Origin of the sequence: Streptomyces triculaminicus, from assembly GCF_017349075.1 — a bacterium.
Lineage (GTDB): Bacteria > Actinomycetota > Actinomycetes > Streptomycetales > Streptomycetaceae > Streptomyces > Streptomyces triculaminicus.
The window spans coordinates 1,224,031-1,250,233 of the sequence record NZ_JAFMOF010000002.1 but is presented as its reverse complement, the minus strand read 5'-3'; the positions used below and the strand labels follow the sequence as shown (position 1 = coordinate 1,250,233).

Genomic DNA, 26,203 nt, shown 5'->3' with positions numbered 1-26,203 from the left:
GGGGAGTGTAGTGATCCGGATCCATCTCACGGCCGCCGACGTCGCCCGGGTCCGTTTCGCGTCCCGACCGGCCCCGCTGCAGGAGTTGAACGCGACGCTGATGATGCTCGTGAGCGGCCACCGGGAGGAACTGCTCTACGGCCGCTGGCGGCGGCGCCTGCTCCGGTCCCTGCCGGCCGCCGTCGAGCCGCTGGCGGACCTGGTCCCCGCGGGGCGGGCCCCCGCCTTCCTCGACGTCTTCAGCACGGACCTCCGGGAAGGGCTGGACACCGCCCGGGCCTCGCACCCGGACCTCGTCCGCTCCGGGATCGAGCGCGCCTACGCCGGTCACGACGCCCCCGTTCCCCTGTGGGTCCGCGACCTGCACCGGGGTGACGCCGACGCCTGGCAGGTGCTGCGCCGCGCCCAGCACGCCGCCTTCGAGACGGCCCTGGGGCCCGTGTGGCCGCTGGTGCAGGACCTGCATCAGGCGGAGTTCACCCGCCACGCCCTGACCGTGGCCGAGCACGGCGTCGGCGCCGCGCTCACCGCGCTCCTCCCCGGCTCACGACTGCGCGAGAGTGTCTGGGAGTTCGACGGCCCCGGCCCCCGGGACGTCAGGCCGCAAGGGCGGGGGCTGGTGCTCGTCCCCACCTTCCACTGGACCGGCCATCCGGTCGTCGCCGACCCGCCCGACGGCCCCTTGTACCTGACCTACCCCGCCGGTCCCGGCCTGCCGCTCTCCGCGTCCGGGGCCCCCGGCACGGAGGAGGCGCTGGCGGCGGTGCTCGGCCGCACCCGCCTCGGCGCCCTGGTCCTGCTCGCCGAGGAGCACACCACCGGCGACCTCGCGCGCAGGCTGGGCGTCAGCGACGCCACCGCCTCGGCCCACGCCGCCGCGTTGCGCGGCGCGGGCCTGATCACCACGGAACGCGCCGGCCGGGCGGTCCTGCACCGGCGCACCGCTCTGGGCAGCCTGCTGGTCCGGCGGCGCGGGCCGGCGCGGGCCCGGCCGGACGTCAGCCGCGCGGGGCGTCCAGCAGATCCGTGACGAACTTGCGCATCCGCCCCGCCCGTACCGGCAGCACGCCATGGATGAGCTGGGCGCCGTAGGCGAGGGCGACCCCGGCCGGGGCGTCGGTGATCCAGCGGGTGCGCGCGGCGGCGCGCAGCCACTCCGGTTCGCCCTGGTGCTGGTGCGCGCGGTCGTGCGGCAGCCGGTGCGTCAGCGCCGTTCCCTCGGCGTATCCCTCCGCCCCGCCGACGACCACGCCGCTCCACACCGACGGACCGGAGGTCGTGTCGACGTAGAACTGGCCGCCGGACTCGGGCAGTTCGAGGACCACGCCGATCCTGCCGATCCGGCGCGGTGCGACGTCCGGGCGGGGGATGCCGTCGATGTGCGCGGGGACCTCCTGCCCCGCCGTCAGCTCCGTGTAGTGCCAGACGTCGGCGCCGGCGACGGAGGGCAGCACCCGCCGCAGCACCGGCAGGGCGCGGTCGGTGGCGGCGCGCAGGATCTCCTGCGCCTGGCCCGGGGCCGCCACCACGTCCGCCTGGTGGGCGGGCCGCCATCCGGTGACCTCGAGCTCGGCGTCCATGATCTTCCCGAGCCGGCCGAGCTCGTCCGCGGTCAGGAAGTCCTCGACGCTCTGCAGTGCCAGGGTCTCGCTCAGACGGATCACGCTGACTCCCCTCGATGGCGGCCATGGCTCCAGGGGCAGTGTGGGTCCGCCCCGGCACGGCGTCGAGGCCACTATCGGCCGGGGAGCCGGACCGCGCCCGCCTCGGCAGGCGCGAGCACCGACGCCGCGAGCAGCAGGCCGATCGCGCTGCCCGCCTCCGAGACGGCCCCCGAGGCCACCGCGGCCACCGCCTCGCCGAGCGGCACCCAGCGCACGGTCATCGTGGCCTCGGTCGGATCCCTGCGCAGGGCACCGCGCCGCAGGTCGGTGGCGAGGAAGAGGTGGGTCACGGCGGACGTCCGGGCCGGGAGCGGGTGGTAGGCGGTCAGCGGGCGCAGCGTGCCGGGGCGCAGGCCGGTCTCCTCCTCGCACTCGCGCGCGGCCGCGTCCTCGGGGCGCTCGCCTGCCGCGACCGCGCCGCCCGGCACGTGGAGGAGGCGCTCGCCCAGCGGGTAGAAGGCGTCCTCCACGAGGGCGACCCTGTCGTCGGCGTCGATCGCCACGGCCCTGGCGCCGTCCGCGAGGGTGATCCGGTCGTACGTCCCCTCCGTACCATCAGGCTGCAGTACGCGGTCGTGGTGCAGGGTGAGATGCTCGCCGCGGTGCACGGGCCGGCTGCTCAGCCGGGTCCACGCGCACCGTCGCGCACCGGGGTCGTCGCTCATCGCCGTGCACAACGCCCCCGTCCGCGAAACGTTGCGGCGGTTATGGGCGCGACCCCTGCCGCGCCATGTCCTCGATCGCCCTGACGACCTCGCCCGCGCCGTCCTGCGCCTTGAGCGCCGTGGCGGCGCTTCGGGCGCGGTCGCGGTGGGAGGGCTCGTCGAGGGCCCGCCGTATCGCGTCGGCGAGGCGGTCGGCGGACAGTTCGGCGAAGGGCACGGGGCCGGTCGCCGCGCCGAGGGCGGCGACGCGCCGGGCCCAGAAGGGCTGGTCGGCGGTGACCGGCACCGGTACGGCCGGTACGCCCGCCCGCAGCGCGGCCGCCGTCGTGCCCGCACCGGCGTGGTGGACCACGGCGGCCATGCGGGGAAAGAGCAGTGCGTGCGGCACGTCGCCGACGGTCAGGACGTCGTCGGTGGCGACCGACAGGCCGGCCGAGCCGGCCTGGACCACGCCGCGCGCCCCGGCCCGGCGCAGCGCGCGGACGGCGAGCTCGCTCAGGCGCTCCCCCTCGCCCGCCCCCATGCTGCCGAAGCCGACGAAGACCGGGGGCGGGCCGGCCCGCAAGAAGTCCTCGACGGCACCCGGCAGGCGCCGGCCGGCGTCGGTGTGGGGCCACCAGTTGCCGACGACCCGCAGTCCTTCGCGCCAGTCGGCCGGGCGGGGTACGAGGGTGGGCTGAAGCCGTGCAGGACCGGCCAGTCGGCCTGCTCGAGCCCTCGGCGTACCGCGCGGGGCGGGACGGGCGGCAGGCCCAGCCGGTCGCGCAGGTCCTTCACCGCGGCCGCGTGCACGCGGTCGACGACGCGCAGCGCCAGCCGCCCGGCGGCCCGGTTGCCCCAGCGGCCCAGCGACCGGCCTCCGCCGACCACCGACGGGAAGTCGGCGGTGGGGGCGACGGGCTGGAGGTAGGCGCCGAGGGTGGGGATCCCCATGGCCTCCGCGACGTGCCAGCCCAGCGGGGCCGTGGTGGTCGAGAGCAGCAGCAGCTGGGCGTCGTGGGCCTCGGCCGCGTCGGTGAGGCCCCGGCCCAGGTCGCGGACGAAGGCCGCCGCCGCGCGGATGAGCTCTCTTGTGCCGTTTGGTGCGCCACCGGAGCCCCCGGAGCCGTCGGCGGGCGGTTTCCGGCCGCGGGGGTCGACGGGCAGGCCCTGGAAGTCCAGGCCGCTGTCGGCCACCAGTCCGGCGAAGGACTCGGGCGCGGCGACGGCGATGTGGTGGCCGGCCTCCCGCAGCCGGGCGCCGATGCCCGTGTAGGGGGCGACGTCGCCCCGGGAACCGGCCGTCATGATGAGGACTCTCATCGCTCCCGCGTCCTCTCTGCGTTGGCGTGGACGGCCGCCCGGAGAAAGGCGGCCAGGCCGGTGCGCTGCTCGGAGGGCGGTACGACGAGCGCGAAGGCGCGGGCGTCCTCCACGTAGTCGTCGGCGATGCGGCAGTGCATCTCCGGAGGGCACGGCGTGAACCAGCGGCCGATGTGGCCGCGGTGCTCCTCGGCGAGGGCCATGGCGCGTTCCCCGTCGCACGCCTCGTCCGCGTCGTACGCGGCGATCAGGCGCCGCCGCCACTCGGCGGCCTCGGACATGATCTGCCGCCAGTCCTCCTTGGTGTGGGCGGCCGCCCGGGCCATCGACTGCCGGTGGCCCTCGCTGTGCCCCCATTTGAGGTGGGCGTCCGTCGCGTAGCTGAGGTCGAAGGCGACCTCGCCGAACACGTCGAAGCGCTCCTGCGGGGTCAGCTCGACGCCCGTGCCGCTCACCTCCATGGCCTGCTCGGCGACCTCGACCAGCCGGTTCAGCCGGGTGATCTGCTCCTTGAGCAGCCGGTGCCGCCGCCGCAGGTGACCGAGCGCGTCGGCGTCGGGGTCCGCCATGATGGCGGCGATCTCGTCGAGCGGGAATCCGAGCTCGCGGTAGAAGAGGATCTGCTGCAGTCGCGCCAGGTCCGCGTCGCTGTAGAGCCGGTAGCCCGCCGGGCTCCGGTCACTCGGGGACAGCAGCCCCGCCTTGTCGTAGTGGTGCAGGGTGCGGACCGTGACTCCGGCGAATCCCGACACCTGCCCGACCGAATAACTCATGCAACCACCCTTCGTTCCGCCTCAGGGTGGAGCCTGACGTAGGGGGAGGGTCAAGCGGCGACGGGATCGACGGCCCCGGACCGGAAAGGGAAAGGCAAAGGAAAAGGGAGAGGCCGCCGAATCCGGCGGCCTCTCCCTTGTGTGCTCGTCAAGCACGTTCCTGTGGAGCTAAGGAGAATTGAACTCCTGACCTCCTGCATGCCATGCAGGCGCTCTACCAACTGAGCTATAGCCCCATGTTCTGTTGTCCGCCGGGCGTCCCTGGCGGCACGGAGAACATTACACGGACATCCCGCCCGTCCGCCAAATCGGTTCCGCTCCCCCGCCGCCCGGCTTCCGGCTGACCCGTACGGGTGACACGCCGGATCGTCGCCGGGTGGCTGGGCATGCACTCGTACGCCCTGTGATCGGACCGAAGGACGGACCTCATGAAGCGTGCCCCGCACCGTGCCCCCGCCCGCACACGCCGGCTCCCGCGCGCCGCCGCGTGCGTGACGGCGGTGACAGCGGCGACGGCCCTGCTCGTCACCGCCGCCCCCTCCGCGTCGGCGGGCGGCCGGAGCTGCGCCGGCCAGGCCTGCCTCACGGTCGAGGGCACGGGCCTGTACGTGGCCAAGGCGACGGCCACCACCACGCCGGACTCCGAGTTCTTCGGGCACTTCCACATGTACGGCGGCGGCCTGAACGGCATCAGCTCGACCCAGCACTGGCACGAGGGCTCCCGGTACACACTCGCCCTGGGCCGTAGGCTCCCCGACCACACGAAGATCTGCGTCGAGGGCTGGGAGCACGTCGACAAGAAGGTCGTCCCGCGCGGGCGCACCTGTGTGGAGATCCGCGGCTGACGGCGGGAGGGGCGAAAACGTGTGCGCCGCGTGCGCGGGGTGAGCCATGATCGACAACTGTGATCATGCTCTTTCCTCCCCGTCTGACGGCCTCGGCCGAATCCGTGCGCGACACGGCCCTGAGGCGCGGCCTGCACGCGGTACAGCTGCCGACGTTCACGGTCCCGGACGGGATGCGCGCCGCGCACCTCCATGCCGGCCCGGGCTTCGCCGACGCCGTCGCGCCCGTCTGCGGCATCGCGCCGCTGGAGGCGCCGCAGGACTGGCTGGCCGGCCTGCCGCGCGCGTACACCCGGCGCGATGTCCGCCTCGTGCCGATCGGCGAGGCCTACGCCCTGCGCCGCCCGGCGTTCGTCAAGTCCCCCAACGACAAGGGGATACGGGCGATGGTCTACGCCGACGGCTCGCGGCTGCCGGGGCCAGACGCCGTGGACCGGCACACGCCCGTGCTGGTCAGCGACGTGGTGGAGTTCACCGCCGAGTACCGGCTGCACGTCCTGGACGGCGCGGTCCGTACGGGCGGCCGGTACGCCGAAGGCGGTCGCCTGGCGCCGGGGCCGCTGTCGGACGACGCCGTGGCCTTCGGCCAGGACCTGCTGGCCGCTCTCGCGCCGACGCTGCCGAGCGCGATCGTCGTGGACGTGGGCGTGGTCGACGGCCGCTGGGCGGTGATCGAGGCGAACGCCGCCTGGGCGAGCGGCCTGTACACCGCCGACCCGGAGCACGCTCTCGACGTCATTCTGCGGGCCGCGGGCCCGGCCGGCGCCGTCGTGTCGCGGGACCGGCGGTTCGTTCGCCCTGTCGGCTCCGGGACCGCCCCGGCTTCCGGGTGAACACGCGCGGCCGTCGGTGTCACCGTTCCTTCCCGGAGGAAGGCATCGGGGGACAGGTGGCGGCCGTCGGGCCGGGAGCGCGGCGCGGCCTGTGCGGGTAGCCGTGACGTCGCACCGAGGAGAACGCCGTGGAGATGCCTCAGGTGGCCGTGTGCCAGGTCGCCGACTGCGCGTACAACCAGGACAGCACCTGCCACGCCCTGGCGATCACGGTCGGCGACGGGACGCACGCCCGTTGCGACACGTTCTTCACCTTCCCGTCGAAGGGCGGCGACGCCGCCGCCACCGGCCGGGTCGGCGCGTGCAAGGTGTCCGGCTGCCTGCACAACGTCGGGCTCGAATGCCAGGCCCCCGGCATCACGGTGGCCGCGCTGCAGGACACGGCCGACTGCCTGACGTACACGATGCGGTAGCGACCCGGCGTCAGGAGGAGGGCGTCGGGCCCGCCAGCTGCTCGCTGACCCACTGCATGGGGCCCTCCATGTTCGCGAGGTAGGTGGCGCCGTTGTGGTCGCCGCCGGGGATCTCCCACAGCCGCGTGTGGACCGGGCCCTTGCCGTAGGAGGCCATGAACTTCTTGACGGCGGACATGGTCGCCGGGTTCTCCTTCGTGCCGACCTGGAAGGCGACGTAGACGTCCGGGCCCTTGGCGGCGATCAGGTTCTTCGCCAGCACCTCGGGGTTGTTCTGGGCCTTCTCCTTCTCGTGGCCCCTCCACAGCGGGGAGTCGGGGACGATGTCCGGGCCGTTGGCGACGGCGGCCTTGAACTTGTCGGGGTGCTTGAGCACGGACTTCAGGCTCGCGAAGCCACCGGTGGAGGAGCCCATGTAGCCCCAGCCGTCACGGGACTTGATCGTACGGAAGTTGGCCTTCATCAGGTCCGGGACGTCCTCGGTCAGCCACGTGCCCATCTTGGCCTGACCGGGGATGTCGCTGCCGTCCCAGTAGATGCCCTTGTCGTCCGGCCCGGGGTTGAGGATCGGCATGGCCAGCAGGAAGGGCTTGCTCTTGCCCTCCTGGTACCACGTGGAGATGCTCTTCTCGAGCGAGAGCTTCTGCTTGCCGAACTCGCCCAGGGACCAGTAGTTGCCGTCGTGGCCGGGCCCGCCGGGCAGGGCGACGAGGACGGGGAACCCGCTCGAGGCGAACTTCGGGTCGTCCGTGTACTCCTTGGGCGCCCACACCCACACCTTGCCCTTGAACCCGGACTTCTTGCCGTCCAGGGTGACGACGCTGACATGCGTACCGTCGGAGAGAGTCTTGACGTTCGTGAAGCCGGCCTTGGGGCCCGTGGGCATCAGGGTTCCGGTGTTCCCCGCCGTCGCCCCGGTCGCGCCGCCGGCCCGGTCGTAGCTGACCGGGTCGCCCTTGTCCGTGAAGGGCGGTATCTCGAAGTAGCTCATGACCGGCCAGGCGATCAGACCGAGCACGGCTATGGATGCCACCGCGAGGATCCATCGTCGAGCGCGGGACGCTCGGCGGCTGCCCCGGGAGCGGTAGGCCCCGGTGGTTGTGTGCGTCATCGTGTTGCTCCGGCGGGTGCTGCCCCTGAGGACAAGACGGTCAGTTCCGTCCCTGCTGATGAGGAATCCGGGGCCGGAGGTTCCAGGAATGTCCCGCTAACCGGACCTTTGCAACAGAACCATCATATGACCGTTCGCCCGGACGGCACGGCGGGAGAAACCGCCCCGCCCGGCCCCGGCGGCAGCGCCGGTCACCCGGCCATCCACCGCATGACGTCCTCGGGCAGCGCCGGGTTACGGGCCGCGTCGCCCATCGCGTCCGCCCGCCGCAGCAGCGTCACCAGCACCCGTCCGGGCAGCCGTGGGTGCCGGGCCGCGGCCGCTCGCACCGCCTCCCGGGGGTCGTCGAGGAGGAGCACCGCCGACGCCGCCGACAAGCACGGATCCGTCGCGGCCGGCAGGCGCGCCTCCGCGTCGGCGTCCCTGGCGGCACGCTCGGCCCGTTCGGACGTCGCGCCGGGCCCTGCATCCGGGGCCGGGGAAGACGCGACAGCTCCCAGGCGCACGCGTACGTCCTCGGGGGCGGCCGGGTTCCAGCGGAGCCCTTCCGCCCAGGCCCGGCGCAGCCCGGCCGTGACGGGGCCCCGGACGAGCCGCCGCCAGGCGGCCTCGCGCTCTTCGTCGGTCTCCTCGGCGGCGGCCCGGGCGGCCTCCTCCTGCCGCCGTGTGATCCGGTCCACCGCGACGAGCCAGATCTCGTACTCCTCGGACGTCACCCCGAGCAGGGTCTCCCCGTCCGTCGAGAGCGTGAGGAACTCCGGCCGTCCCGGCCGGTCCCCCAGCACCCCCGCGAGGTCCCACGTCCCGGCGAGCCGCACCCGTCTCCACCGCCTCGGGCCACGGCCCGTGCCGGCGGCGTCGACGAGGAACTCCCCGTCCTCACCGATCACTCCGAGCTCGAGCGCGAGCCGGTGCCACCGGGCGTTGACCTCCGCGACCAGGCCGGGGTGGTCCTCCCGTACGGCCACGGCCGGCTCGGCCTCCCACGACGCGACCGGCCGCCAGGCGGCCCACGGCGGCAGCACCTCCTCGAGCCGTCCGTCCCCCGTCGGCTCCAGCCCGGCACGCTCGAGCACGTCCGCGCGTTCGTCTCCGCCATCCGTCATGGGAGCCCATCCTGCCCGGTCCGCCGCGAGCATCCTTCCGATCTTTGGCCACGGCATGCGCGCATTGTGATCGACTACTCCTCATGGAGGCTGTTCTCGCGAGTGTCATCGCCGTGCTCGGCACGCTGCTGGGGTCCGGCGCCACGCATCTCTTCCAGCGGCGGTCCGACGAGCGCAGCGCGCACTTCACCCGGGGCGAGAGGCTGCGGCAGGAGCGCATCGATGCCTACTGCGCGTACGCCGGGGCGTTCCTGGACTACCGGCGGGTGATCGTGCACCGGTGGTTCGTCACCCACGAGAACCGGCGGGACGAGGACACCCCCGAGCTGCGGGAGACCGTCTACAAGCTGCGGTACGCCGCCCAGGAGGCGATGTTCCGCGCCCAGATGGTGTCCGACGACCCGGCGTTGGTGGAGCTCACCGAGCATGTGCTGGAGTCCCTGGCCGACATGGAGCGGGCCGGGGACCGGGAACAGCTCGCCGAGCTCCGTGCCGTGTCCCGGCAGCGGCTGCGGGACTTCGTCGCCACCGTCACCCCGCAGGTGCGCTGAACGGCGCGCGCTCAGCCGTTCTGCTGCTTCTGCGGCTTCACCTCGCTCGGCCGCACGATCACGAAGCCCTCGCCCTCCAGCTTGAGCTGGACGGCCTCGCCGGAGCCTCCGCGCAGCATGGAGCCGAGGCTCTGCGAGCGGTGCAGGGAGGTGTGCAGGGCGGTGGACCACCCGACGACGGCGTCGGTGTCCACGAAGACCGGGGACTGCGGGGAGACGGGGATGACGATGGGGTTGCCCTCGCAGATCACGCCGAGCTTGCCGTGGCCGGTGAAGACGCTGTTGAACAGGCCGCCGCCGGTGATGCCCGCGCCCTTGACCGTCTGGATGTCGTAGGAGAGCGTCGGGTCGAAGCACAGGACGTTGCGGCCGTTGATGGTCAGGCTGTCGCCGGGGGCTATCTCGACGATGAAGCAGTTGGCCGCCTCGTGCGCGAACCACACCTCGCCCTGGCCCTGGACGGTCATCAGCGCCAGGCCCTCGCCGGTCACGGCGCGCTTGAGGAAGTTCCCCACGCCCTGGCCCTGCTTCTCGAACCGCAGGTCGCCGCGGTAGGCCACCATGGCGCCCTGGCGGGCGTAGCACTCGCCGTTGACGGCGTAGACGATGGACTTGGCGTTGTGGACGGACATGCCGGGCGCGGTGGCGGGCTTGGCCATGTTCTCGTGGGCGAAGAGGTCGCTGTGCATGACGTGCATGATCGCCTGAAAGCGGGTGATCCGGCAACGGGCGCGCGTCCGGCGCCCGGGGCGGCCGGCGGGCCGGTCAGGGCAGGCGCTGTTCGATCCAGACCGCCTTTCCCTCGCGTGCGTAGCGGGTGCCCCAGCGTTCGGTGAGCTGGGCCACCAGGTACAGGCCGCGGCCGCCCTCGTCGGTGGTGCGCGCCCGGCGCAGGTGCGGGGAGGTGTTGCTGGTGTCGGAGACCTCGCAGATGAGGGAGGAGCCGAGGATGAGCCGCAGGGTCACGGGCCCGCCGCCGTAGCGGTAGGCGTTGGTGACGAGCTCGCTGACGACGAGCTCGGTCGTGAAGACGAGTTCGTCCAGCTGCCATGCGGTGAGCCGCTCGCCGACGAGGGTGCGGGCCCGGGACGCGGCGGCGGCTTCGGCCGGCAGGGTCCAGGTGGCCACGCGGTCGTCCCCGAGCACCCGGGTGCGGGCGAGGAGCAGGGCGACGTCGTCGGGGGGCTGCGCGGGCAGCAGCGCCTCCACGACCGACTTGGCCGTCTCCGGCAACGGCCGGGCCGGGCCCGCGAGTTCCTGGGAGAGGCGGGCGAGCATGTCGTCGACGTCGCGGGCGGGGGTGTGGATGAGGCCGTTGGTGTAGAGGGCGAGGACGCTTCCCTCCGCGAGTTCGAACTCGGCCTCCTCGAAGGGCAGGCCGCCGAGCCCGAGCGGCGGCCCGGCGGGCAGGTCGGGGAAGCTCACCTGCCCGCCGGGGGTCACCACGGCGGGGGGCGGGTGGCCCGCCCGCGCCACGGAACAGCAGCGGGAGACGGGGTCGTAGACGGCGTACAGGCAGCTGGCCCCGGTCACCTGGTCCAGCGGGAAGTCGCTGGTGTCGGCCTCCTGTTCGGTGGCGAGCCGGTGCACGAGGTCGTCCAGGTGGGAGAGGACCTCCTCCGGGTCGAGGTCGAGTTCGGCCAGGGTGTGGACGGCGGTGCGCAGGCGGCCCATGGTGGCCGCGGCGTCGATGCCGTGCCCGAGGACGTCGCCGACGACGAGGGCGACGCGCGCCCCGGACAGGGGGATGACGTCGAACCAGTCCCCGCCGACGCCCTCCGCCGCGCCCGCGGGGATGTACTGGTGCGCGACCTCGGCCGCCGGCAGGTCGGGGAGCTCTCCGGGCAGCAGTCGGCACTGCAGGGTGAGCGCGGCCTGGTGCTGGCGGGTGTAGCGGCGGGCGTTGTCGATGCAGACGGCGGCGCGGGCGGCGAACTCCCCGGCGAGGGTGAGGTCGTCGGCCTCGAACGGGTCGGGGCTGCGGGAGCGCCACAGGGTGACCAGGCCCAGGACGAGTCCGCGCGCGGCGAGGGGGAGCATCATGGCGGAGTGGACGCCCTGGTTCCGTGCGTGGGCCGCGCGGTCCTGCGCGACCGCCGCGAAGTCGGCGGTCGTACGGATGTGGGGGACGAGGAGGGGGGCCTGGTCGGCCAGGCAGTCGGCCTGGGGGGTTCCGGGCGGGAAGTGGATGAGCGCGCCGAGCGGGTTGATCGCGTCCTCCGCGCCGGGGACGACGGATCGCACGGCCGTCCTGCGGACGGGCCCGAGGCCGTCGGGGTAGGGCTCCTCGCCGCGGCTGACGGGGTCGAGGAGGTCGACCGTGGCGCAGTCGGCGAGCTCGGGAACGATGACCTCGGCCAGTTCGCGGGCGGTGGTCTCCACGTCGAGAGTGGTCCCGATGCGGGCCCCGGCCTCGTTGAGCAGCGCGAGCCGGAGTCTGGCCCGGTGGCGTTCGGTGACGTCCTCGACCAGCTGGGTGACGCCGAGGATGTCGCCGGCCGAGTCCTCCATGCGGAAGGCGGAGACGGAGACGTAGCGCGTGTACGCGGGGTCGGAGCGCAGTCTGCAGGGCTGCTCGGTGAAGATCATCGGTCGGCCGGTCTCCAGCACCTCCCGCAGCCGGCGCTCGACGGTCTGCGCGTCCTGGTCCACCAGGAAGTCGCCGATGCGCCGGCCCCTGGTCTGTTCCGCCGTGACGCCGCCGGTGCGGGAGAGGGCGCGGTTGATACGCAGGATGCCCAGGTCGGGCGCGTGGACGGCGAGGCCGATGGGCGACCGCCGGAACAACCCGTCCAGGACCGACCGGTCCGTCTCCCACTGGATGACGTCCTGCGCCGGGGCGCCGACCAGGAACCATTCCTCCCGGGAGCTCTCGCGGGTGAGGCGGCGGGCTCGTACGCCCAGCAGGTGCCGGCCGCCGTCGCGGTGGACGACGGGGAGGACGCCGAAGCAGCCGGCGGTCCGCCGGCAGGCCGCCGCGGTCTCCGCGACCCGGTCCCGGTCCTCCGGGGCGACCAGGGCGTCGAGCGCGGGCCGGCCGATGACGTCGGCGGCCCGGTGGCCCAGGAGCGCCTCGGCCCGGGGGCTCCAGCCCACGATGCCGCCGCGGTGGTCGAGCACGGCCGCGGCGGCGCTCGCGACCGAGAACGGGTCCTCCGGGCTCTCGTGGAAGAACGTCGTCGGGTCGTCCATCACGCCGGCCTCCTTCCGCCGGACCCACGGGGACGGAACGTTCTCCTTCCACAGTGAGGGGTGGGCGACCTCGGCGCCTGTCAGTCCCCGGGGCGGCAGCTGGCCCCGGGCCGCCGGGCCGCGCCCTCCGGGACGGGCCGCGCGCGGACGTGCATGCGTTCGCCCTGCGGCCCGAAGAGGCTGAGGACCTCGACGGGCCCCCGGCCCGTGCTGCCGAACCAGTGCGGCAGCCGGGTGTCGAACTCGGCGGCCTCCCCCGCCCCCAGCACCATGTCGCGCTCGGCGAGCACCAGGCGCAGCTCCCCGGCGAGGACGTACAGCCATTCGTAGCCCTCGTGCGTCCGCGGCTCGGGGGTGCTGCGCGCGGTGCCGATGACCATCTTGAACGCCTGCGGGCCGCCGGGCTGCCGGGTCAGCGGCACCACCGTGCAGTCGTCCCGGTGCTTGACCGGCCTCAGGCGCACCCGCGGGTCGCCCACCGGTGGCGCGCCGACCAGCTCGTCCAGCGGCACCTGGTGGGCGTGCGCGATGGGCAGCAGCAACTCCAGGCTCGGCTTGCGCTGCCCGGCCTCCAGCCGGGACAGCGTGCTGACCGAGATGCCGGTGGCCTTCGAGAGCGCGGCGAGGGTGCAGGCCCGCTGCCGGCGGATGTGCTTGAGCCGCGGCCCGACGGCGGCGAGAACGTCTTCCATTCCCATATTGCAGAAACGGCAACAAGGTTTGTCAACCGGCCGGGCCCGGGAGCAGGGTCGGCGATGTGGTCGGCGCCGGGCCGGCCGCGACCCGACGAGACGTGACGGAGACGTGTGATGAACGACTTCGACTGGGCCGCGATGGCCGACCTGCTGGAGCTCGAGGGCGAGACCCACAGCCCGTATGTGCGGCAGGCGTTCGAGGAGCTGAGGCACCTGGCGCCGCGCCGGATCCTGGACGTCGGCAGCGGTCCCGGCGTGGCGGCCTGCCGGCTGGCGGCCACCTTCCCGCAGGCCGAGGTGACCGCGGTGGACGGGGCGCCGGAGCTGCTGGCCCGGGCCGAGGAGCGGGCCGGGCGGCTCGGCGTCAAGCTGCGGACGCGGGTCGCGGAGTTCCCGGCGGGGCTCGCCGGCCTCGGGCAGGCCGACCTGGTGTGGTCGGGACAGGTGGTGCACCATGTCGGCGACCAGCAGGGGGCGCTGGAGCGGCTGGCCGGGCTGCTCGCCCCCGGCGGCGTGCTGGCGATCGTCGAGGGCGGCCTGCCGGAGCGGCGGCTGCCGCGTGACCTGGGCCTCGGGCGTCCGGGGCTGGAGGCCCGGCTGGACGCCGCGATGGCGAGGCGCTTCGCCCGTATGCGAGCCGAGCTGCCGGGCTCGGTGGCGGTGGTCGAGGACTGGCCTGGCATGCTGCGCGCCGCGGGCCTCACCGACGTACGGAGCAGGACCTTCCTGGTGGACCACCCGGCCCCGCTGGCCGAGGGGCCCCGCCGGTCCGTGCGCCGGACGCTGGAGCGCCAGCGCACGGTGCTGAACGAGCTCCTGGACGCCGAGGACCTCGCGACCCTGGACCGGCTCCTCGACCCGGCCGCCCCGGAGGGCGTCGACCGGCGCGCGGACCTCTTCCTCCTGACCGCGAAGACCGTCCACTTCGGCCGCCGCCCCGGCCACTGACGCCGTCGCCGTCGCCGGAGGAGCGTGTCCGTCAGCGCAGGGCCCGGACCAGGACCCTCAGCAGGGCGTCCAGCGGCGGGCGGGCCGATCCGTGGGACAGGGCCGGGCCCTTGGCGAGCGCCGCGTCGGCGGTGAGCACCTCCAGGGTGATGACGGCGCGCACGAAGGCCCGGTGGGCGGGCGGCGCGAGGCCGGGCAGGCCGCGGGCGGCGAGCAGGTCACGGCGTGCCTGTCCGAGGAGGGTCCGGATCAGCTCGCGCGTCCCGGGGGTGTCCCGTCCCTGCTCGAGGTCGGCGCGCGTGACGCCGTGCCGCGTCAGTGTCTCCTCCGGGATGGTCAGCCGGCCGTCCCGGAGGTCTTCGGCGAGGTCGTTGACGAAGTCGAGGCGCTGGCTGCCGTCGATGTACGCGCGGCACAGCTCCCGCACGGCGGTGGCGTCGGCGTCGGGTTCCACGAGCAGGCAGGCGATGAGCATGAAGGCGGGAAGCGAGTACGCGTCGACGTAGCGCTGGTAGCCGGCCTCGTCGGCGAAGCCGCTGAAGTCCCTGTCCACGGGCGCGCCCGCGAGGAAGTCCTCGACGTGGGAGCGCAGGCGGGGGTGGCGGGTGAGGGTGTGCAGCAGCGGGCGGAGCACCGGATGTTCGCTGTCCCCGGTGGCCAGGGCGTCGCGGACCTCCTTCTCCCACGCCCCGCACGCGTCCTCGCCGCTCGCCGCGGCGGCGTCGCTCCCCTGGTCCAGGAGGGTGTCGGTGTGGTGCATGAAGGCGGTGGCCGCGATGACGTGCGGGGCCAGCGACGGGGGCAGCAGGAGCCGCACGGCGAGGTAGGCGTGCCGCCGGTACGACGCGACCAGGGCGCGCTGGCGTGTGTAGTCGGCGCGCAGCGACGGGGTGTCGATGCCCGCGATGGTGAGCGTTCCGCCCCAGGTGCGCATGTCGGTGAGGACCCCCTGCAGTGATGATTCGGCGGGCCCGATCCTATCGGCGGGCGAGGTGCCGCCCGCGCCGGGCACGCGACCGGCCGCCGGTCCCCGCCGAAGCGGGGCCGGCGGCCGGCGCGAACGTACTGCCGTGTGCCTACGGCACGACCTTGAGCAGCTTGTTGGGCGTTCCCGCGCCCGGGTTCGAGACCTTGCCGTCGGTGGCGCCCTGCGTCAGCGCGCCCGCGACCTGCTCCGGGGTGGCGTCCTTGTGACCGCCGAGGTAGAGCGCGGCGGCACCCGTGACGTGCGGGGTGGCCATGGACGTGCCGGAGATGGTCTTGGTGCCGGAGTCGCCATCGTTCCAGTCGGAGGTTATCTCCGAGCCGGGGGCGTAGAGGTCCACGACGGAACCGTAGTTGGAGAAGTCCGACTGCTGGTCGTCCTTGGTGGTGGAGGCGACGGTGATCGCCTCCTTCACCCGGGCCGGGGAGCCCTTGCCGGCGTCGGTGGACTCGTTGCCCGCCGCGACGGCGAAGGTGACGCCCGAGGCGATGGCCTTCTGCACGGCCGCGTCGAGCGCCTCGTCCGCCCCGCCGCCGAGGCTCATGTTGGCGACGGAGGGACCCTTGTGGTTCTTGGTCACCCAGTCGATGCCGGCGACGACCTGCTCCGTGGTGCCCGAGCCCTGGGCGTCCAGCACCCGGACGGCCACGATCTTGGCCTTCTTGGCCACGCCGTGCGCCGTGCCGGCGATGGTGCCGGCCACGTGGGTGCCGTGGCCGTTGCCGTCTTCGGCCTTGTCGTTGTTGTCGACGGCGTTGAAGCCGTACGCGGCGCGGCCGCCGAAGTCCTTGTGGCTGATGCGCACGCCGGTGTCGATGACGTACGCGGTGACGCCCTCTCCGGCGCCGTCGGGGTAGGCGTACTTACCGTCGCCCTTGGTCTCGGCCTGGTCGATCCGGTCCAGCCCCCAGGAGGGTGGGGCCTCCTGGCTGGCGTTGATGCTGAACCGGTGGTTCTGGACGACCTTGTCCACGGCCGGGTCGGCGGCGAGCCGCTTGGCCTCGTCACGGTCGAGACCGCTGGCGGAGAACCCGTTGAGGGCGGAGCTGTACGTACGGTTCAGCTTGCCGCCGTACCGTTCTGCGAGGTCCTTTCCCTGCGTGGTGATGGACGCGGTGGCGCCCTTCTTGCCGTCCTTCAGCAGGACGATGTAGCTGCCATCGATGGCGCCCTTGGCGTCGGCACCGTAAACGGTTCCTTCGGCGGGCGCCGCGGCACCGGCGGGCAGAGCCAGCAGAGTGGCTCCGGCGGTGACGGCCGCCGCGGCGGAAATGGCCAGGACGATCCGCCGCTTTCCGGTGCGCTGGTGAGTCGGCATAAGGAGGTTTCCTCCATGCGAAGTTGTGGGGGGGGAATTGCGCGTTGTCGCACAACGCACCCGGAGCGAAGGGGTCCGTTCCGGGTGTTCAAAACCCTGTCAGTCTTGACGCGCTCAGTTCAACTCCCGTCCGGAGGTGTGACATACGCAACGCTCCTGCGTAAATGCAAACACCAATGAACGACGGCAAAGCGGACGAGCGCGCCAAGCCCCTTTCCTCACAAGGGAGTTGAGATCCAGCCGGTCTGGCCGGAATCTCTCCCTCCGAACCGCGCCCCGCCCGTCAGTGCGTGACGATCGCGGGGTCGCTCACCCCTGGCTCGCCGTTCTCGACATGTCCGGCGAAGCGGCGCAGGAACGCACTGTCCCCGTCGGACACCACCGACACGTCGTACCAGCGCTTGCCGCGGCGCAGATCCAGCTCCCGCACCACGCGTCCGCCCGCGGGGACGGTGAAGGTTTCCTTCTTCGCGCCGTACGCGTCGGTGACCGTCAGGTGGCAGGCGGCGCGTCCCGCGTTGGTCATGGTCAGCTCCAGGCGTCCGCTCGCCGTCAGATGGCGGGCCGTCACCTCCGGTCCGACCGCGTCACCGGTCCCCCGGAACACGCGCAGGAAGCCGTTCGGGCCGTGCGCCGAGAGGTCGTACCGCCCCTTCGAGTACGCCGAGTTCCAGGTGTCCGAGATCTTCTTGCCGGCCTCGGCGGTGTACGTCCACGGGCCGTCCGTGCGGTTGGCGGAGGTGACGGTGAAGCAGGCTCCGGCCTGGTCGCCGCCGCTGAAGGTGAGCGTGAAGCGCCCTGCCCGTGGCGTCGCCGCGCCGTCGACCAGCGGCGCGTAGCGCAGCGGCCGGGTGCGCTTGGTGCCCTTCTCCTGCTTGGGGAGGGAGGGGGTGGCGGGCGGCTTCGGCACGTAGTCGGGGTGGCGCTCGCGGTCCTTGGGCTCGTAGGACGCGGTGTCCGGCAGCTCGGCGGGCTCCGGATCGCGCAGGCGGAAGTCGAACGCCGAGGTGAGGTCGCCGCAGACGGCACGCCGCCAGGGCGAGATGTTGGGTTCGCGCACGCCGAAGCGGCGCTCCATGAAGCGGATGACCGAGGTGTGGTCGAAGACCTCGGAACAGACGAAGCCGCCGGTGCTCCAGGGCGAGACCACGATCATGGGGACGCGCTGGCCGAGCCCGTAGGGGCCCGCGGAGTAGTGGCCGTTGCCGCCGAAGACGTCGAGGGTGGTGTCGACGGTGGACAGGCCCTGCGCGGCCGAGGCCGGCGGGAAGGGCGGCAGTACGTGGTCGAAGTAGCCGTCGTTCTCGTCGTAGGTGATGAACAGCGCGGTCCTGCTCCACACCTCGGGGTTGGCGGTGAGGGCGTCCAGGACCTGGGAGATGTACCAGGCGCCGTAGTTCACCGGCCAGTTGGGGTGCTCGGAGAAGGCCTCGGGGGCGGCGATCCAGGAGATCTTCGGGAGCCGGCCGGCCATGACGTCGGCCTTGAGGATGTCGAAGTAGCCGTCGCCCTTCTTGACGTTCGTGCCGGTGCGCGCCTTGTCGTGGAGGGGGTCACCGGGCTTGGCGTTGCGGAAGTTGTTGAAGTAGAGGAGGGAGTTGTCGCCGTAGTTGCCGCGGTAGGCGTCCTTGATCCAGCCCCAGGATCCGGCCTGGTCCAGGCCGTCGCCCTCGTCCTGGTAGATCTTCCAGGAGATCCCGGCCTTCTCCAGCCGCTCCGGGTACGTCGTCCAGTCGTACCCGGCCTCCTCGTTGCCCAGCACGGGGCCGCCGCCCTTGCCGTCGTTGCCGGTGTGGCCCGTCCACAGGTAGTAGCGGTTGGGGTCGGTGGCACCGATGAAGGAGCAGTGGTAGGCGTCGCAGACGGTGAAGGCGTCGGCGAGCGCGTAGTGGAAGGGGATGTCCTCGCGCGTCAGGTAGGCCATGGTGCCGGCCGACTTGGCGGGGATCCAGTTGTCGTACTTGCCCTGGTTCCAGGCCTTGTGCCCGCCGGCCCAGTCGTGGTTGAGGCCTGCGATGAACCGCATGCCGAGGTCCTCGGCGTCGGGGCGGTAGGGCAGCACGTCCCGGGTGCCGTCCGACTGGTGCCAGACCGGCTTGCCGCTGCCCAGGGTCACCGGGCGGGGGTCGCCGAAGCCGCGGACCCCCTTGAGCGAGCCGAAGTAGTGGTCGAAGGAGCGGTTCTCCTGCATCAGGACGACGATGTGCTCGACGTCGTCGATGCCGCCGGAGCGGCGCCGGGCGGGGATGGCCGCGGCGCGCTCGATGCTGTTCGACAGGGCCGCGAAGCCCGCGGTCGCTCCGGCGATCTGAAGGAAGCGCCGACGGTTGAGTTCAACCATGAGTCTGGAGACCTCTTGGAGTCAGGGGGACGGGGACCGAACTGACTGGCGTAGCGCCAGGCAAGCGTTCCAAGAGGAGCCAGTGCCGGGGAAGGGGTGGTGTCGTCCGAGTGAAGGAATACGGTCGCCGTGACGAACACCACGGCCCGGTGCGCGGGCGCACGCGTCGAGACGCCCGCACGGAAGTGGCGTCCCGCCGGTTTGGGTGGGCGGAGGGAGGGCACTCGGGTGCTCACTCCCGTCTCCACAGGCATGCGGGGGTGCGTCGCACAAGGAGGTTCGATGGAGCGAGCGAACAGCAAGCACGGGGCCAAGCGGGACGACGAGCTCAAGAGGGAGGTGGCGGAGCTGATGCGGTCGGGACGACCGACGCACACCCAGGAGTGGCAGGACGCCGAGTCGCCGGCGGCGGACGAGACGCCCGAGGGCATGACCGCACCCCGCCAGGGCAGCACCCGCCGCTGAGGATGTGGCAACCGGCGGTCCCGGTCCAGGGGTAGACCGGGGCCGCCGGGGGGTGTCCGAGGGGAGCGGACGACCCGAAGAGAACACCGCCGGGACGACGAGGAGGGTGGTCGTCCCATGGCGTTCGCCACTCGGCACCGGGGCTCGCCGTCGCGAGCGCTCAATTCCGGTTCAGCCCATCAGGCCCAGGCGCCACATGCAGTAAATATATTTACTGCCGAGTATGCAAGAGCATGAAAAATTTCATTCGAACCGGTGGCATGAAAACCTGCGGACCCGGGAAGGCCCGCGAGCCGCCCGGGCCCTCAGAGGCCGAGGAAGAAGTCGTGCTGCTCCGCCGCCTGCTCGTACTTCTCCAGCCGCAGCTGGGTCCGCTCGGGGTCGGCGTCGGCCATCGCCTGGAGGATCGCCGCGGAGATCACCCCGGGCGCCGCGTACGAGTCGAAGACCAGGCGCGAGCCGGTCCCGGCCGTGAAGGCCACGTCGGCCTCCTCCACCAGCGGCCCGTGCGTCACGTCCGTGATCAGCGCGACCCGCAGCCCCGTGCTGCGCGCGGCCCGCATGGCGGCCAGGGTCTCCTTGGAGTGCCGGGGCATGGCGAACGCCAGCACCCATGTGCCGCCCGCCTCGCGCGACTGCAGCAGCGCGTCGTAGGCCACGCTGCCGCCCCGGGAGACCAGGCGCACATCCGGGTGGATGCGGCTCGCCGCGTAGGCGAAGTACTCCGCGAGCGAGACCGAGATCCGCAGGCCCAGGACCGTCAGCGGGACCGAGCGGGCCAGCTCCCGGCCGGTGCCGAGGACCTGGTCGGGGTCGGCGAAGACGCGGCGCAGGCTCTCGAGGTTCGCGATCTCGGCGTCGACGGCCGCCTGGAGCTCGTTGCGGCGGTCCTCCTGCGCGACGCTCTCCGGTGAGCCGGCGACCGCGCTCAGCGCGATGGGCTGCAGCGCCTCCCGCAGCGCGGGATAGCCGCTGAACCCCAGCGAGGTCGCGAAACGGGTCACCGACGGCTGGCTGACCCCCACGCGCTCCGCGAGATCGGTGATCGACAGGAAGGCGGCCTCGGTGAGGTGGTCGGTGATGTACTGCGCGATGCGCCGCTGTGCGGGGGACGGCCGGTGGCCGCCGAGCAGGGCCCGGACCTTGTCCGCGGGAAGCTGCTCGACCTGCGTGGACCGCCGCTTTCCCGGTGTGATCGCGGAGGCCCGCGCCCGCGCCCGTTGCTGCCCTGATGGCACCGCTGTGCCCCCTTCCCGCATATTCCGATCAACATAGCCCACCCGCCGGCGCGGCCCGCCGGCCGGCGGTCACGGCCGGCGCTTGAGGGCGACCAGCGCGACGTCGTCGTCGAGCGCGCCGCCGGTGTGCGCGAGCAGGTCCGTGTGGATGCGGTTCACCAGCCGCTGGGGGTCGGTCTCCCGCCATGCGGCGAGGCGCTCGGTGAGCGGATAGAAGACGCCTCGGTAGTCGCGGGCCTCGATGACTCCGTCCGTGTACAGCAGGAGCAGGTCGTCCTCCCGGTAGGGGAAGGCCTCGGCCTCGTAGTCGCTCTCCGTGATGTCGCCGGCCAGGCCCAGCGGGAGGGCGGTCTCGCGCACCATCAGCGGAACGACCTCGCCGTCGCGCAGGCGCAGGGGCGGCGGGTGGCCGCAGTTGATCAGAATGACCGAGGGGTCGTCGTCCGGGATCTCCAGGACCAGGGCGGTCACGAAGCTCTCCCCCGCCGCGTCGTCGTCGACCAGCCCCTCCAGGTCCCAGTAGACGGTGTTCTGCAGGTGGGCGACCAGCCGGGGGAACGGCGGGAAGCGATGCGCCGCCGCGCGGAAGGCGCCCAGCAGCAGGGCGGCGTCGCCGACGGCCGTCAGCCCCTTGCCGCGCACGTCGCCGATCAGGACCCGGGTTCCGTCCCGGGTGCGTACGGCCGCGTAGAGGTCGCCGCCGATCTGGGCCTCCGCCTCCGCGGCCACGTACACCGAGGCGATGGTCAGCGGGCCGATGTGCGGGGGGAGCGGCCTGAGCAGGACCTTCTGGGCGACGTCGGCCACCGACCGCACCTGGTCGAGCGCCTGCTCGTGCCGTGCGTGGACGGCGCGGAAGACCACGATGAAGAGGGTGGCCAGGAAGAGGGCGACGGTCTGCGCCTCGTTGTCCGGCACCGTCAGGCGGCCGAAGACGATGCTGAGCATGATCTGGGCCGTGACGGCGAGCGCGCCGACCGCGGCGGTCGGCCGGGGGCCCGCGAACGCCGCGGTGAGCGCCGGCGCGGCCACGAGCAGCGGCCCCAGGTGGATGTCCGGGCCGGTCACCAGGTCGAGTGCCACGATCACCGCGATGAGCCCGAGGGGCACCCCGATCAGGGCGGGGCGGTAGCGCACCACCCCGCGGGGGCGAGGGAGAGGTTCCGGAAGGCTCACCCCTCCTGCTTACCGCCCCGGCCCTCCCGCTGCCCCTCCGGCGCGTCCGACCGGCCCCGCACCGCCGCTCGCCCGGCCGGGATTCCCCGCCGGCTCAGGGCTCCGGCCGCGGGTCGGGCGCGTCGGCCGGCAGGGTCCAGTCGTTGACCAGGCGCCTGGCGCGCCCCGCGTCGTCGGCGAAGACCAGCACCTGCAGCGTCCAGGGGGCGGGGGCGCGCCGCCGACGCCGGGGCGTGTACGGGGCGACCGTGGAGCGGATCCGCCAGGCGCCGAGGAACCGGCGGATCTCGTCGGCGGCGGTCACCGTCGCCACGTTGGCCACCGGCACCAGCAGTCCGTACGGGTAGGGCCGGCGCCGTGCGAACGCCGGCGGGCGCAGGCCGGCTCGCGGCAGACGTCTCACGGATCACCGCCCTGGGGAGTGGGGGTCGCGGGTCAGTGACTGCGCTCGGTGACCGGTTCGTGCTCGGCGCCGTGGCCTCCGTGGGCCTCCAGGGCCTCCCTGTACTCCGCGGGTGTGGGCTTCGGGTACTGCCCGCCCTCGCCGAAGTAGGCCCTGGACAGGACGGCCCGCATCCGCTGCGGCCAGCCGATCTTGCGGCGGATGCCGTTCTCGTCCACCTCGGGCGGAAGCTCGAGGGGCTGGTACTGCTCGTGGGCGGTCAGCGAGTACAGGCTCGACTGCGTCAGCGGCTCGTGGACCTCCACGAACTCGCCGTGGGGCTTGCGCACGATGATTCCCGACTCGCGCCCGTGCAACACCTTCTCGTGGTCGCGGCGTTGCAGCCCCAGGCACCACCTCTTGGTGATGACGAAGACGAGGACGGGCAGGACGAAGAAGCCGACCCGCACGGTCCAGGTGATGGCGTTCAGCGAGAGGTGGAAGTGCGTGGCGAAGAGGTCGTTGCCGCCTCCGACCAGGAGGAGCGCGTACTCCGAGATCCAGGCCGCGCCGAAGGCGGTGCGGTTGGGGTTGTTGCGGGGCCGCTCGGTGATGTGGTGCTCGCGCTGGTCGCCGGTGAGCCAGGCCTCGAAGAAGGGATAGAGCCACAGCGCGAGCAGGATCAGGGGGAAGACCATCAGCGGGATGAGCACGCCCAGCACCAGGGTGTGTCCAAGGAAGTTGATCTCCCAGCCGGGCATGACGCGGATGAGGCCCTCGGAGTAGCCCATATACCAGTCGGGCTGCGCGTCGGTGGTGACCTGGTCCGGGCGGTAGGGGCCGTACGACCAGATCGGGTTGACCTGCGCGATGGCGGAGAAGACGGCCAGTACGCCGGTGACGAGGAAGAAGAAGCCGCCCGCCTTGGCCATGTAGACCGGCATCAGGGGCATGCCGACGACGTTCTTGTTGGTCCTGCCCGGCCCGTAGCCCTGGGTGTGCTTGTGGAAGAAGACCAGGATCAGGTGGGCGACGAGCAGGCCCAGCATGATGCCGGGGATCAGCAGCACATGGACGGTGAACATGCGCGGCACCCAGATGGTGCCGGGGAACTGGCCGCCGAAGATGAAGAACACCAGATAGGTGCCCACGATCGGCAGGGAGAGGATCGCGCCCTCCATGAAGCGGATGCCGGTGCCGGACAGCAGGTCGTCCGGGAGCGAGTAGCCCATGAATCCGTCGAACATGCCGAGGATCAACAGGCCCGCTCCGATCAGCCAGTTGAGCTCGCGGGGCTTGCGGAACGCGCCGGTGAAGAAGACGCGCATCATGTGCACCAGCATCGCCATGATGAAGACGAGCGCCGCCCAGTGGTGCAACTGCCGCAGGAGCAGGCCGCCCCGGATGTCGAAGCTGATGTCGACCGTCGACTTGTACGCCTGGGACATCATGACGCCGTCCAGCGGGGCGTACTGACCGTGGTAGACGACCTCGTCCATGCTCGGCTTGAAGAACAGCGTCAGGTAGACACCGGTCAGGATGATGATGAGGAACGAGTAGAGGGCGACCTCTCCCAGCATGAAGGACCAGTGGTCGGGAAAGATCTTGCGCAGGTTCGACTTGGCGAGCGAGAAGAGGCCGACGCGGCCGTCGGCCCAGGTCGCGAGCCTCTCCCCCCTCGACGCCTGGGCGGTGGAACCCCGTCCGGCCGCAGTGGTGTGTGGGGTGTTGGTCATGCGCTGCGCTCCCGGACCCTGATGGGCGGCATCTGCCTGCCTGCCCCTTCTTAGCGAATTTAGGGAAAACCGCCATTTCTGACGCCGTGGCCCATCTTCCACCCTTTCAGCCGCAGCATGCGTGATTTGCGAAGAGTGTCGGGGTGGGTGAAGGGGCGGCGGCGGGCCGGGTTCACGCCGCCTCAGGAATGTCCCGCAGGCACTCTGGCGTCACCCCCCTCCCCGCCCTACCTTGACCGCGAGGGCCACAGCCGTCACCTTGCTTGTCATGTCCCCATCCGTCCACTCCCGGCAAGAGGTGAGCCTTGTCCATCCGCCACAGAGGCACCCGCCGATTACGCCGAACGGGCGTCCTCGCCGCGCTCTTCGGCACCCTGGCCGCCGTCGCGGCCGGCCCCGCCGGGGCCGCACCGGACGTCGCCCCCCGGGTCCGGCCGCCCCTCGTCCAGCCGATCGACCCTCAGCACTGGCGCAGTCCGGACGACATGACCTGGGCCGAGTACCGCGCGGTGCCCGGCACCGACTGGGCGAACCCCGACGTCAAGCCCACCCGCCGCACGTTCAAGGGCGCGCTGGTCCTCCTGGACTACCCCGACGAGGAGTTCTCGGTCAGCAAACCGGCCGGCTCCGCCCGGTTCGGCAATCCGCTGCCCGCCGCCTCGAACGTGCCCCGCGAGCGCCTGCCCGGCTTCTACCGGGACTTCCTCAACAAGCCCGGCCCGCTCAACCACGGCCACACCATCAACGAGTACTGGATGGAGGATTCCGGCGGCCGCCTCGGCGTCGACCTGACGGCCTTCGGCGTCTACCGCATGCCGTGGAAGTCGTACCAATACGGCATCGAGCCCGGCATGAACCCCGGCGCCTGCCCGCGCGGCGACACCTGCGGCAAGGACATCCGCGCCGACGGCAAGCGCGCGTGGGTCGCCGACGTGGGCGCCGGCAAGACCGGCGAGTTCGACTTCGTCTTCTACCTCACCGCCGGCGTGGACGAGTCCTCGGCCTGGCAGGAGTTCGGGCAGATGAAGTTCGCCTCCCCACAGGACGTACCGGCCGCGTGGGGGCCGCCCTCCCCCATCCCCTCCGGGGGCAACGCCGCCGCCACGCGCTACGTGCCATGGACCTCCTGGCAGGCGGCCGCCCGCATCTGGCCCAACGCCGCGAACGGCTCGTCCACCCAGGCCGAGAGCTCCGGCATGGCCACGTTCGCCCACGAGCTCAGCCACATCCTGGGCATCGGCGACAACTACAACAACCCCTACGGCACGCCCCTCAGCCGCGCCTACACCGGCATCTGGAGCATGCTCTCGCGCGGCTCCTTCAACGGCCCCGGCGGCCCCCACACCCGCTGGCAAATCCCCGCCGCGGCCGGCGGCTCCATGGGCTCCCAGCACGTCCTGCGGGACAAGATGAAGCTGGGCATCGTCGACGACAAGAACGTGCTGCGGCTCGACCGCGACGCCCTCAAGACCTCCGGCCTCGTCGTCGCCCGCGTCACCGCCCGCTCCGCGCCGCCCGGGCAGCAGGGCCTCGCCGGCGTCAACGTCGGCATGGGCCGCGACCTGTCCCCCGCCTGCGACCGCACCACCGACCCCCTGTGCGACGGCGGCGGCTACGACAACTACACCGTCGAGGTCGTCGACCGCATGGGCATGGACTCCTTCACCCCCGACCACGGGGTCCTGCTGAGCAAGACCAAGAACGCGGACCGGGCCCCGTTCGCCTGGGTCATCGACGCGCATCCGGAGGACATCGGCCTGGTCGACTTCACCCGCCCCGACGGCACCCGGCAGAAGATCACCATGGGTGACTACCGCCAGCTCAGCGACGCCCTCTTCCACGCCGGGGCCGACTCCGGCAGCTCCTACGAGTACGTCGACGAGGCCAACCGGCTGCGCTTCTACGTCCTCAACGTGCGCCGCGACGCCGCCGGCGTCCTCTCCTACGACATCGGCGTCAAGTCGCTGGACGGCGCGGGACCGCAGGAGCGCGGGGTCGCGCTCCGCCCGGGCTCGGCGAAGGGCAGGCCGGCGGACGGCCGCGCCCTGTGCACCTTCGCGCTCGCCAACACCGGCAGGCCCGCCCCTCAGGGCGACGCCCTCGCCTCCTCCGACGTCTACCGCCTGTCCACCGAGGCCTCCGGGCGCGGCTGGTCGGCCTGGCTGCCCAACCGCCTCACCACCGCGGCCGCCGGCACCTCGGTCCCGGTCGACGTCGCCGTGAGCGCGAAGGCGGGCGCCGACCGCAGCGGCAAGGTCACGCTCACCGCGCGCTCGGAGAGCGACCCGAACCGCACCGCCAAGGCCACCTGCTCCCTCACCACGTCCGGGAGGTGAGAAGAGTCACCCCGCGGGCCCCCGGCCGTGCGCCGGCCGGGGGCCCGCGGGGTGACCGGAGCCGTCACACAACGATCATCTAAACCGGCCAACCGGTAACCCGTTCAAGATCGTCTTACTCGATGTCA

At 72.6% G+C, this 26,203-nt stretch carries 23 protein-coding genes, 1 tRNA gene and 1 pseudogene; 8 read left to right on the top strand and 17 right to left on the bottom strand.

Annotated elements, in window-relative coordinates:
• The first annotated feature begins 10 nt into the window (after positions 1-10).
• Entirely contained in the window at positions 11-1,030 is a 1,020-nt protein-coding gene (locus J1792_RS15705; RefSeq protein WP_207247509.1) for a winged helix-turn-helix domain-containing protein, read from the top strand.
• Here the strand turns inward: J1792_RS15705 and J1792_RS15700 are convergent.
• The 5 genes and pseudogenes from J1792_RS15700 to J1792_RS15680 all read right to left on the bottom strand — a co-directional run bounded on the left by J1792_RS15700 (position 999) and on the right by J1792_RS15680 (position 4,640).
• Positions 999-1,664, bottom strand: a complete 666-nt coding sequence (locus tag J1792_RS15700) for a hypothetical protein (protein ID WP_086566780.1) — start codon at positions 1,662-1,664, stop codon at positions 999-1,001. The genes J1792_RS15705 and J1792_RS15700 overlap by 32 nt on opposite strands.
• Before the next feature lie 71 nt (positions 1,665-1,735).
• Positions 1,736-2,329 carry an NUDIX domain-containing protein gene (locus tag J1792_RS15695; protein ID WP_086566778.1) on the bottom strand — a complete coding sequence of 198 codons (594 nt, stop codon included), beginning with the start codon at positions 2,327-2,329 and terminating at the stop codon, positions 1,736-1,738.
• A 40-nt stretch (positions 2,330-2,369) separates the two neighbouring features.
• Positions 2,370-3,631, bottom strand: a pseudogene (locus J1792_RS15690) (glycosyltransferase).
• Positions 3,628-4,404, bottom strand: a complete 777-nt coding sequence (locus J1792_RS15685) for a MerR family transcriptional regulator (protein WP_086566775.1) — start codon at positions 4,402-4,404, stop codon at positions 3,628-3,630. Before J1792_RS15685 ends, J1792_RS15690 begins: the two are co-directional and overlap by 4 nt.
• Positions 4,405-4,567: 163 nt before the next feature.
• Positions 4,568-4,640, bottom strand: a tRNA-Ala gene (locus tag J1792_RS15680).
• A 192-nt stretch (positions 4,641-4,832) separates the two neighbouring features.
• Here J1792_RS15680 and J1792_RS15675 point away from each other — a divergent pair.
• From J1792_RS15675 to J1792_RS15665, 3 genes are all read left to right on the top strand, one after another.
• Positions 4,833-5,249, top strand: a complete 417-nt coding sequence (locus tag J1792_RS15675) for a hypothetical protein (protein ID WP_207247508.1) — start codon at positions 4,833-4,835, stop codon at positions 5,247-5,249.
• A 65-nt stretch (positions 5,250-5,314) separates the two neighbouring features.
• Positions 5,315-6,082, top strand: a complete 768-nt coding sequence (locus tag J1792_RS15670) for an ATP-grasp domain-containing protein (RefSeq protein WP_207247507.1) — start codon at positions 5,315-5,317, stop codon at positions 6,080-6,082.
• Between the two features lie 134 nt (positions 6,083-6,216).
• Positions 6,217-6,495 carry a DUF1540 domain-containing protein gene (locus J1792_RS15665; protein ID WP_207247817.1) on the top strand — a complete coding sequence of 93 codons (279 nt, stop codon included), beginning with the start codon at positions 6,217-6,219 and terminating at the stop codon, positions 6,493-6,495.
• Positions 6,496-6,505: 10 nt separating this feature from the next.
• On the opposite strand, the gene J1792_RS15660 is transcribed toward J1792_RS15665, so the two are convergent.
• Together J1792_RS15660 and J1792_RS15655 are read right to left on the bottom strand one after the other, a co-directional pair.
• Positions 6,506-7,519, bottom strand: coding sequence for an alpha/beta hydrolase (locus tag J1792_RS15660; protein WP_372446128.1), 1,014 nt, complete (start codon positions 7,517-7,519; stop codon positions 6,506-6,508).
• Positions 7,520-7,797: 278 nt separating this feature from the next.
• Positions 7,798-8,712 carry a hypothetical protein gene (locus J1792_RS15655; protein WP_207247505.1) on the bottom strand — a complete coding sequence of 305 codons (915 nt, stop codon included), beginning with the start codon at positions 8,710-8,712 and terminating at the stop codon, positions 7,798-7,800.
• 83 nt (positions 8,713-8,795) lie between these two features.
• Here J1792_RS15655 and kilB point away from each other — a divergent pair, with 83 nt between their 5' ends.
• On the top strand, positions 8,796-9,263 hold the full coding sequence (gene kilB / locus J1792_RS15650) for a plasmid transfer protein KilB (protein WP_086566769.1): 468 nt from the start codon (positions 8,796-8,798) through the stop codon (positions 9,261-9,263).
• An 11-nt stretch (positions 9,264-9,274) separates the two neighbouring features.
• Here the strand turns inward: kilB and J1792_RS15645 are convergent, their stop codons facing one another.
• The 3 genes from J1792_RS15645 to J1792_RS15635 form a co-directional block, all read right to left on the bottom strand.
• Positions 9,275-9,952, bottom strand: coding sequence for an AIM24 family protein (locus J1792_RS15645; RefSeq protein WP_086566815.1), 678 nt, complete (start codon positions 9,950-9,952; stop codon positions 9,275-9,277).
• A 76-nt stretch (positions 9,953-10,028) separates the two neighbouring features.
• Positions 10,029-12,455, bottom strand: coding sequence for a SpoIIE family protein phosphatase (locus J1792_RS15640; RefSeq protein WP_207247504.1), 2,427 nt, complete (start codon positions 12,453-12,455; stop codon positions 10,029-10,031).
• Between the two features lie 80 nt (positions 12,456-12,535).
• Complete coding sequence (locus tag J1792_RS15635) at positions 12,536-13,153, bottom strand: helix-turn-helix domain-containing protein (protein ID WP_207247503.1); 618 nt, start codon at positions 13,151-13,153, stop codon at positions 12,536-12,538.
• A gap of 111 nt (positions 13,154-13,264) precedes the next feature.
• Between J1792_RS15635 and J1792_RS15630 the strand changes: the two genes are divergently transcribed.
• Positions 13,265-14,098: a class I SAM-dependent methyltransferase gene (locus J1792_RS15630; protein WP_086566764.1), complete on the top strand. Its 834-nt coding sequence runs from the start codon at positions 13,265-13,267 to the stop codon at positions 14,096-14,098.
• 31 nt (positions 14,099-14,129) lie between these two features.
• Here J1792_RS15630 and J1792_RS15625 read toward each other — a convergent pair whose 3' ends face one another.
• The 3 genes from J1792_RS15625 to J1792_RS15615 form a co-directional block, all read right to left on the bottom strand.
• Complete coding sequence (locus tag J1792_RS15625; protein ID WP_207247502.1) at positions 14,130-15,032, bottom strand: phytoene/squalene synthase family protein; 903 nt, start codon at positions 15,030-15,032, stop codon at positions 14,130-14,132.
• A 142-nt stretch (positions 15,033-15,174) separates the two neighbouring features.
• A complete protein-coding gene (locus J1792_RS15620; RefSeq protein WP_207247501.1) occupies positions 15,175-16,401 on the bottom strand; it encodes a S8 family peptidase in 1,227 nt (408 codons plus the stop codon).
• Positions 16,402-16,684: 283 nt separating this feature from the next.
• Positions 16,685-18,742: a phosphocholine-specific phospholipase C gene (locus tag J1792_RS15615; RefSeq protein ID WP_086566760.1), complete on the bottom strand. Its 2,058-nt coding sequence runs from the start codon at positions 18,740-18,742 to the stop codon at positions 16,685-16,687.
• A gap of 282 nt (positions 18,743-19,024) precedes the next feature.
• On the opposite strand from J1792_RS15615, the gene J1792_RS15610 reads away from it, so the two are divergent.
• The gene (locus tag J1792_RS15610; protein ID WP_086566758.1) at positions 19,025-19,207 is read left to right on the top strand and encodes a hypothetical protein; all 183 of its coding nucleotides are present in this window, start codon (positions 19,025-19,027) and stop codon (positions 19,205-19,207) included.
• A gap of 305 nt (positions 19,208-19,512) precedes the next feature.
• On the opposite strand, the gene J1792_RS15605 is transcribed toward J1792_RS15610, so the two are convergent.
• The 4 genes from J1792_RS15605 to qcrB all read right to left on the bottom strand — a co-directional run bounded on the left by J1792_RS15605 (position 19,513) and on the right by qcrB (position 23,739).
• Complete coding sequence (locus tag J1792_RS15605) at positions 19,513-20,445, bottom strand: MurR/RpiR family transcriptional regulator (protein WP_179198760.1); 933 nt, start codon at positions 20,443-20,445, stop codon at positions 19,513-19,515.
• 69 nt (positions 20,446-20,514) lie between these two features.
• Positions 20,515-21,621, bottom strand: a complete 1,107-nt coding sequence (locus J1792_RS15600; protein ID WP_245872104.1) for a PP2C family protein-serine/threonine phosphatase — start codon at positions 21,619-21,621, stop codon at positions 20,515-20,517.
• Positions 21,622-21,715: 94 nt separating this feature from the next.
• A complete protein-coding gene (locus tag J1792_RS15595) occupies positions 21,716-22,024 on the bottom strand; it encodes a hypothetical protein (protein WP_143587569.1) in 309 nt (102 codons plus the stop codon).
• 32 nt (positions 22,025-22,056) lie between these two features.
• On the bottom strand, positions 22,057-23,739 hold the full coding sequence (qcrB, locus tag J1792_RS15590; protein WP_086566754.1) for a cytochrome bc1 complex cytochrome b subunit: 1,683 nt from the start codon (positions 23,737-23,739) through the stop codon (positions 22,057-22,059).
• 305 nt (positions 23,740-24,044) lie between these two features.
• On the opposite strand from qcrB, the gene J1792_RS15585 reads away from it, so the two are divergent.
• Entirely contained in the window at positions 24,045-26,075 is a 2,031-nt protein-coding gene (locus J1792_RS15585) for a M6 family metalloprotease domain-containing protein (protein WP_207247500.1), read from the top strand.
• Positions 26,076-26,203: the final 128 nt, after the last annotated feature.

Excerpts from the sequence above, each read along its gene's own strand:
- J1792_RS15695 (WP_086566778.1), bottom strand. The coding sequence starts at position 2,329 with ATGAGCGACGACCCCGGTGCGCGACGGTGCGCGTGGACCCGGCTGAGC.
- J1792_RS15685 (WP_086566775.1), bottom strand. The coding sequence starts at position 4,404 with ATGAGTTATTCGGTCGGGCAGGTGTCGGGATTCGCCGGAGTCACGGTC.
- J1792_RS15675 (WP_207247508.1), top strand. The coding sequence starts at position 4,833 with ATGAAGCGTGCCCCGCACCGTGCCCCCGCCCGCACACGCCGGCTCCCG.
- J1792_RS15670 (WP_207247507.1), top strand. The coding sequence starts at position 5,315 with ATGCTCTTTCCTCCCCGTCTGACGGCCTCGGCCGAATCCGTGCGCGAC.
- J1792_RS15665 (WP_207247817.1), top strand. The coding sequence starts at position 6,217 with ATGCCTCAGGTGGCCGTGTGCCAGGTCGCCGACTGCGCGTACAACCAG.
- J1792_RS15655 (WP_207247505.1), bottom strand. The coding sequence starts at position 8,712 with ATGACGGATGGCGGAGACGAACGCGCGGACGTGCTCGAGCGTGCCGGG.
- kilB (WP_086566769.1), top strand. The coding sequence starts at position 8,796 with ATGGAGGCTGTTCTCGCGAGTGTCATCGCCGTGCTCGGCACGCTGCTG.
- J1792_RS15645 (WP_086566815.1), bottom strand. The coding sequence starts at position 9,952 with ATGCACAGCGACCTCTTCGCCCACGAGAACATGGCCAAGCCCGCCACC.
- J1792_RS15640 (WP_207247504.1), bottom strand. The coding sequence starts at position 12,455 with ATGGACGACCCGACGACGTTCTTCCACGAGAGCCCGGAGGACCCGTTC.
- J1792_RS15635 (WP_207247503.1), bottom strand. The coding sequence starts at position 13,153 with ATGGGAATGGAAGACGTTCTCGCCGCCGTCGGGCCGCGGCTCAAGCAC.
- J1792_RS15630 (WP_086566764.1), top strand. The coding sequence starts at position 13,265 with ATGAACGACTTCGACTGGGCCGCGATGGCCGACCTGCTGGAGCTCGAG.
- J1792_RS15625 (WP_207247502.1), bottom strand. The coding sequence starts at position 15,032 with ATGCGCACCTGGGGCGGAACGCTCACCATCGCGGGCATCGACACCCCG.
- J1792_RS15620 (WP_207247501.1), bottom strand. The coding sequence starts at position 16,401 with ATGCCGACTCACCAGCGCACCGGAAAGCGGCGGATCGTCCTGGCCATT.
- J1792_RS15615 (WP_086566760.1), bottom strand. The coding sequence starts at position 18,742 with ATGGTTGAACTCAACCGTCGGCGCTTCCTTCAGATCGCCGGAGCGACC.
- J1792_RS15610 (WP_086566758.1), top strand. The coding sequence starts at position 19,025 with ATGGAGCGAGCGAACAGCAAGCACGGGGCCAAGCGGGACGACGAGCTC.
- qcrB (WP_086566754.1), bottom strand. The coding sequence starts at position 23,739 with ATGACCAACACCCCACACACCACTGCGGCCGGACGGGGTTCCACCGCC.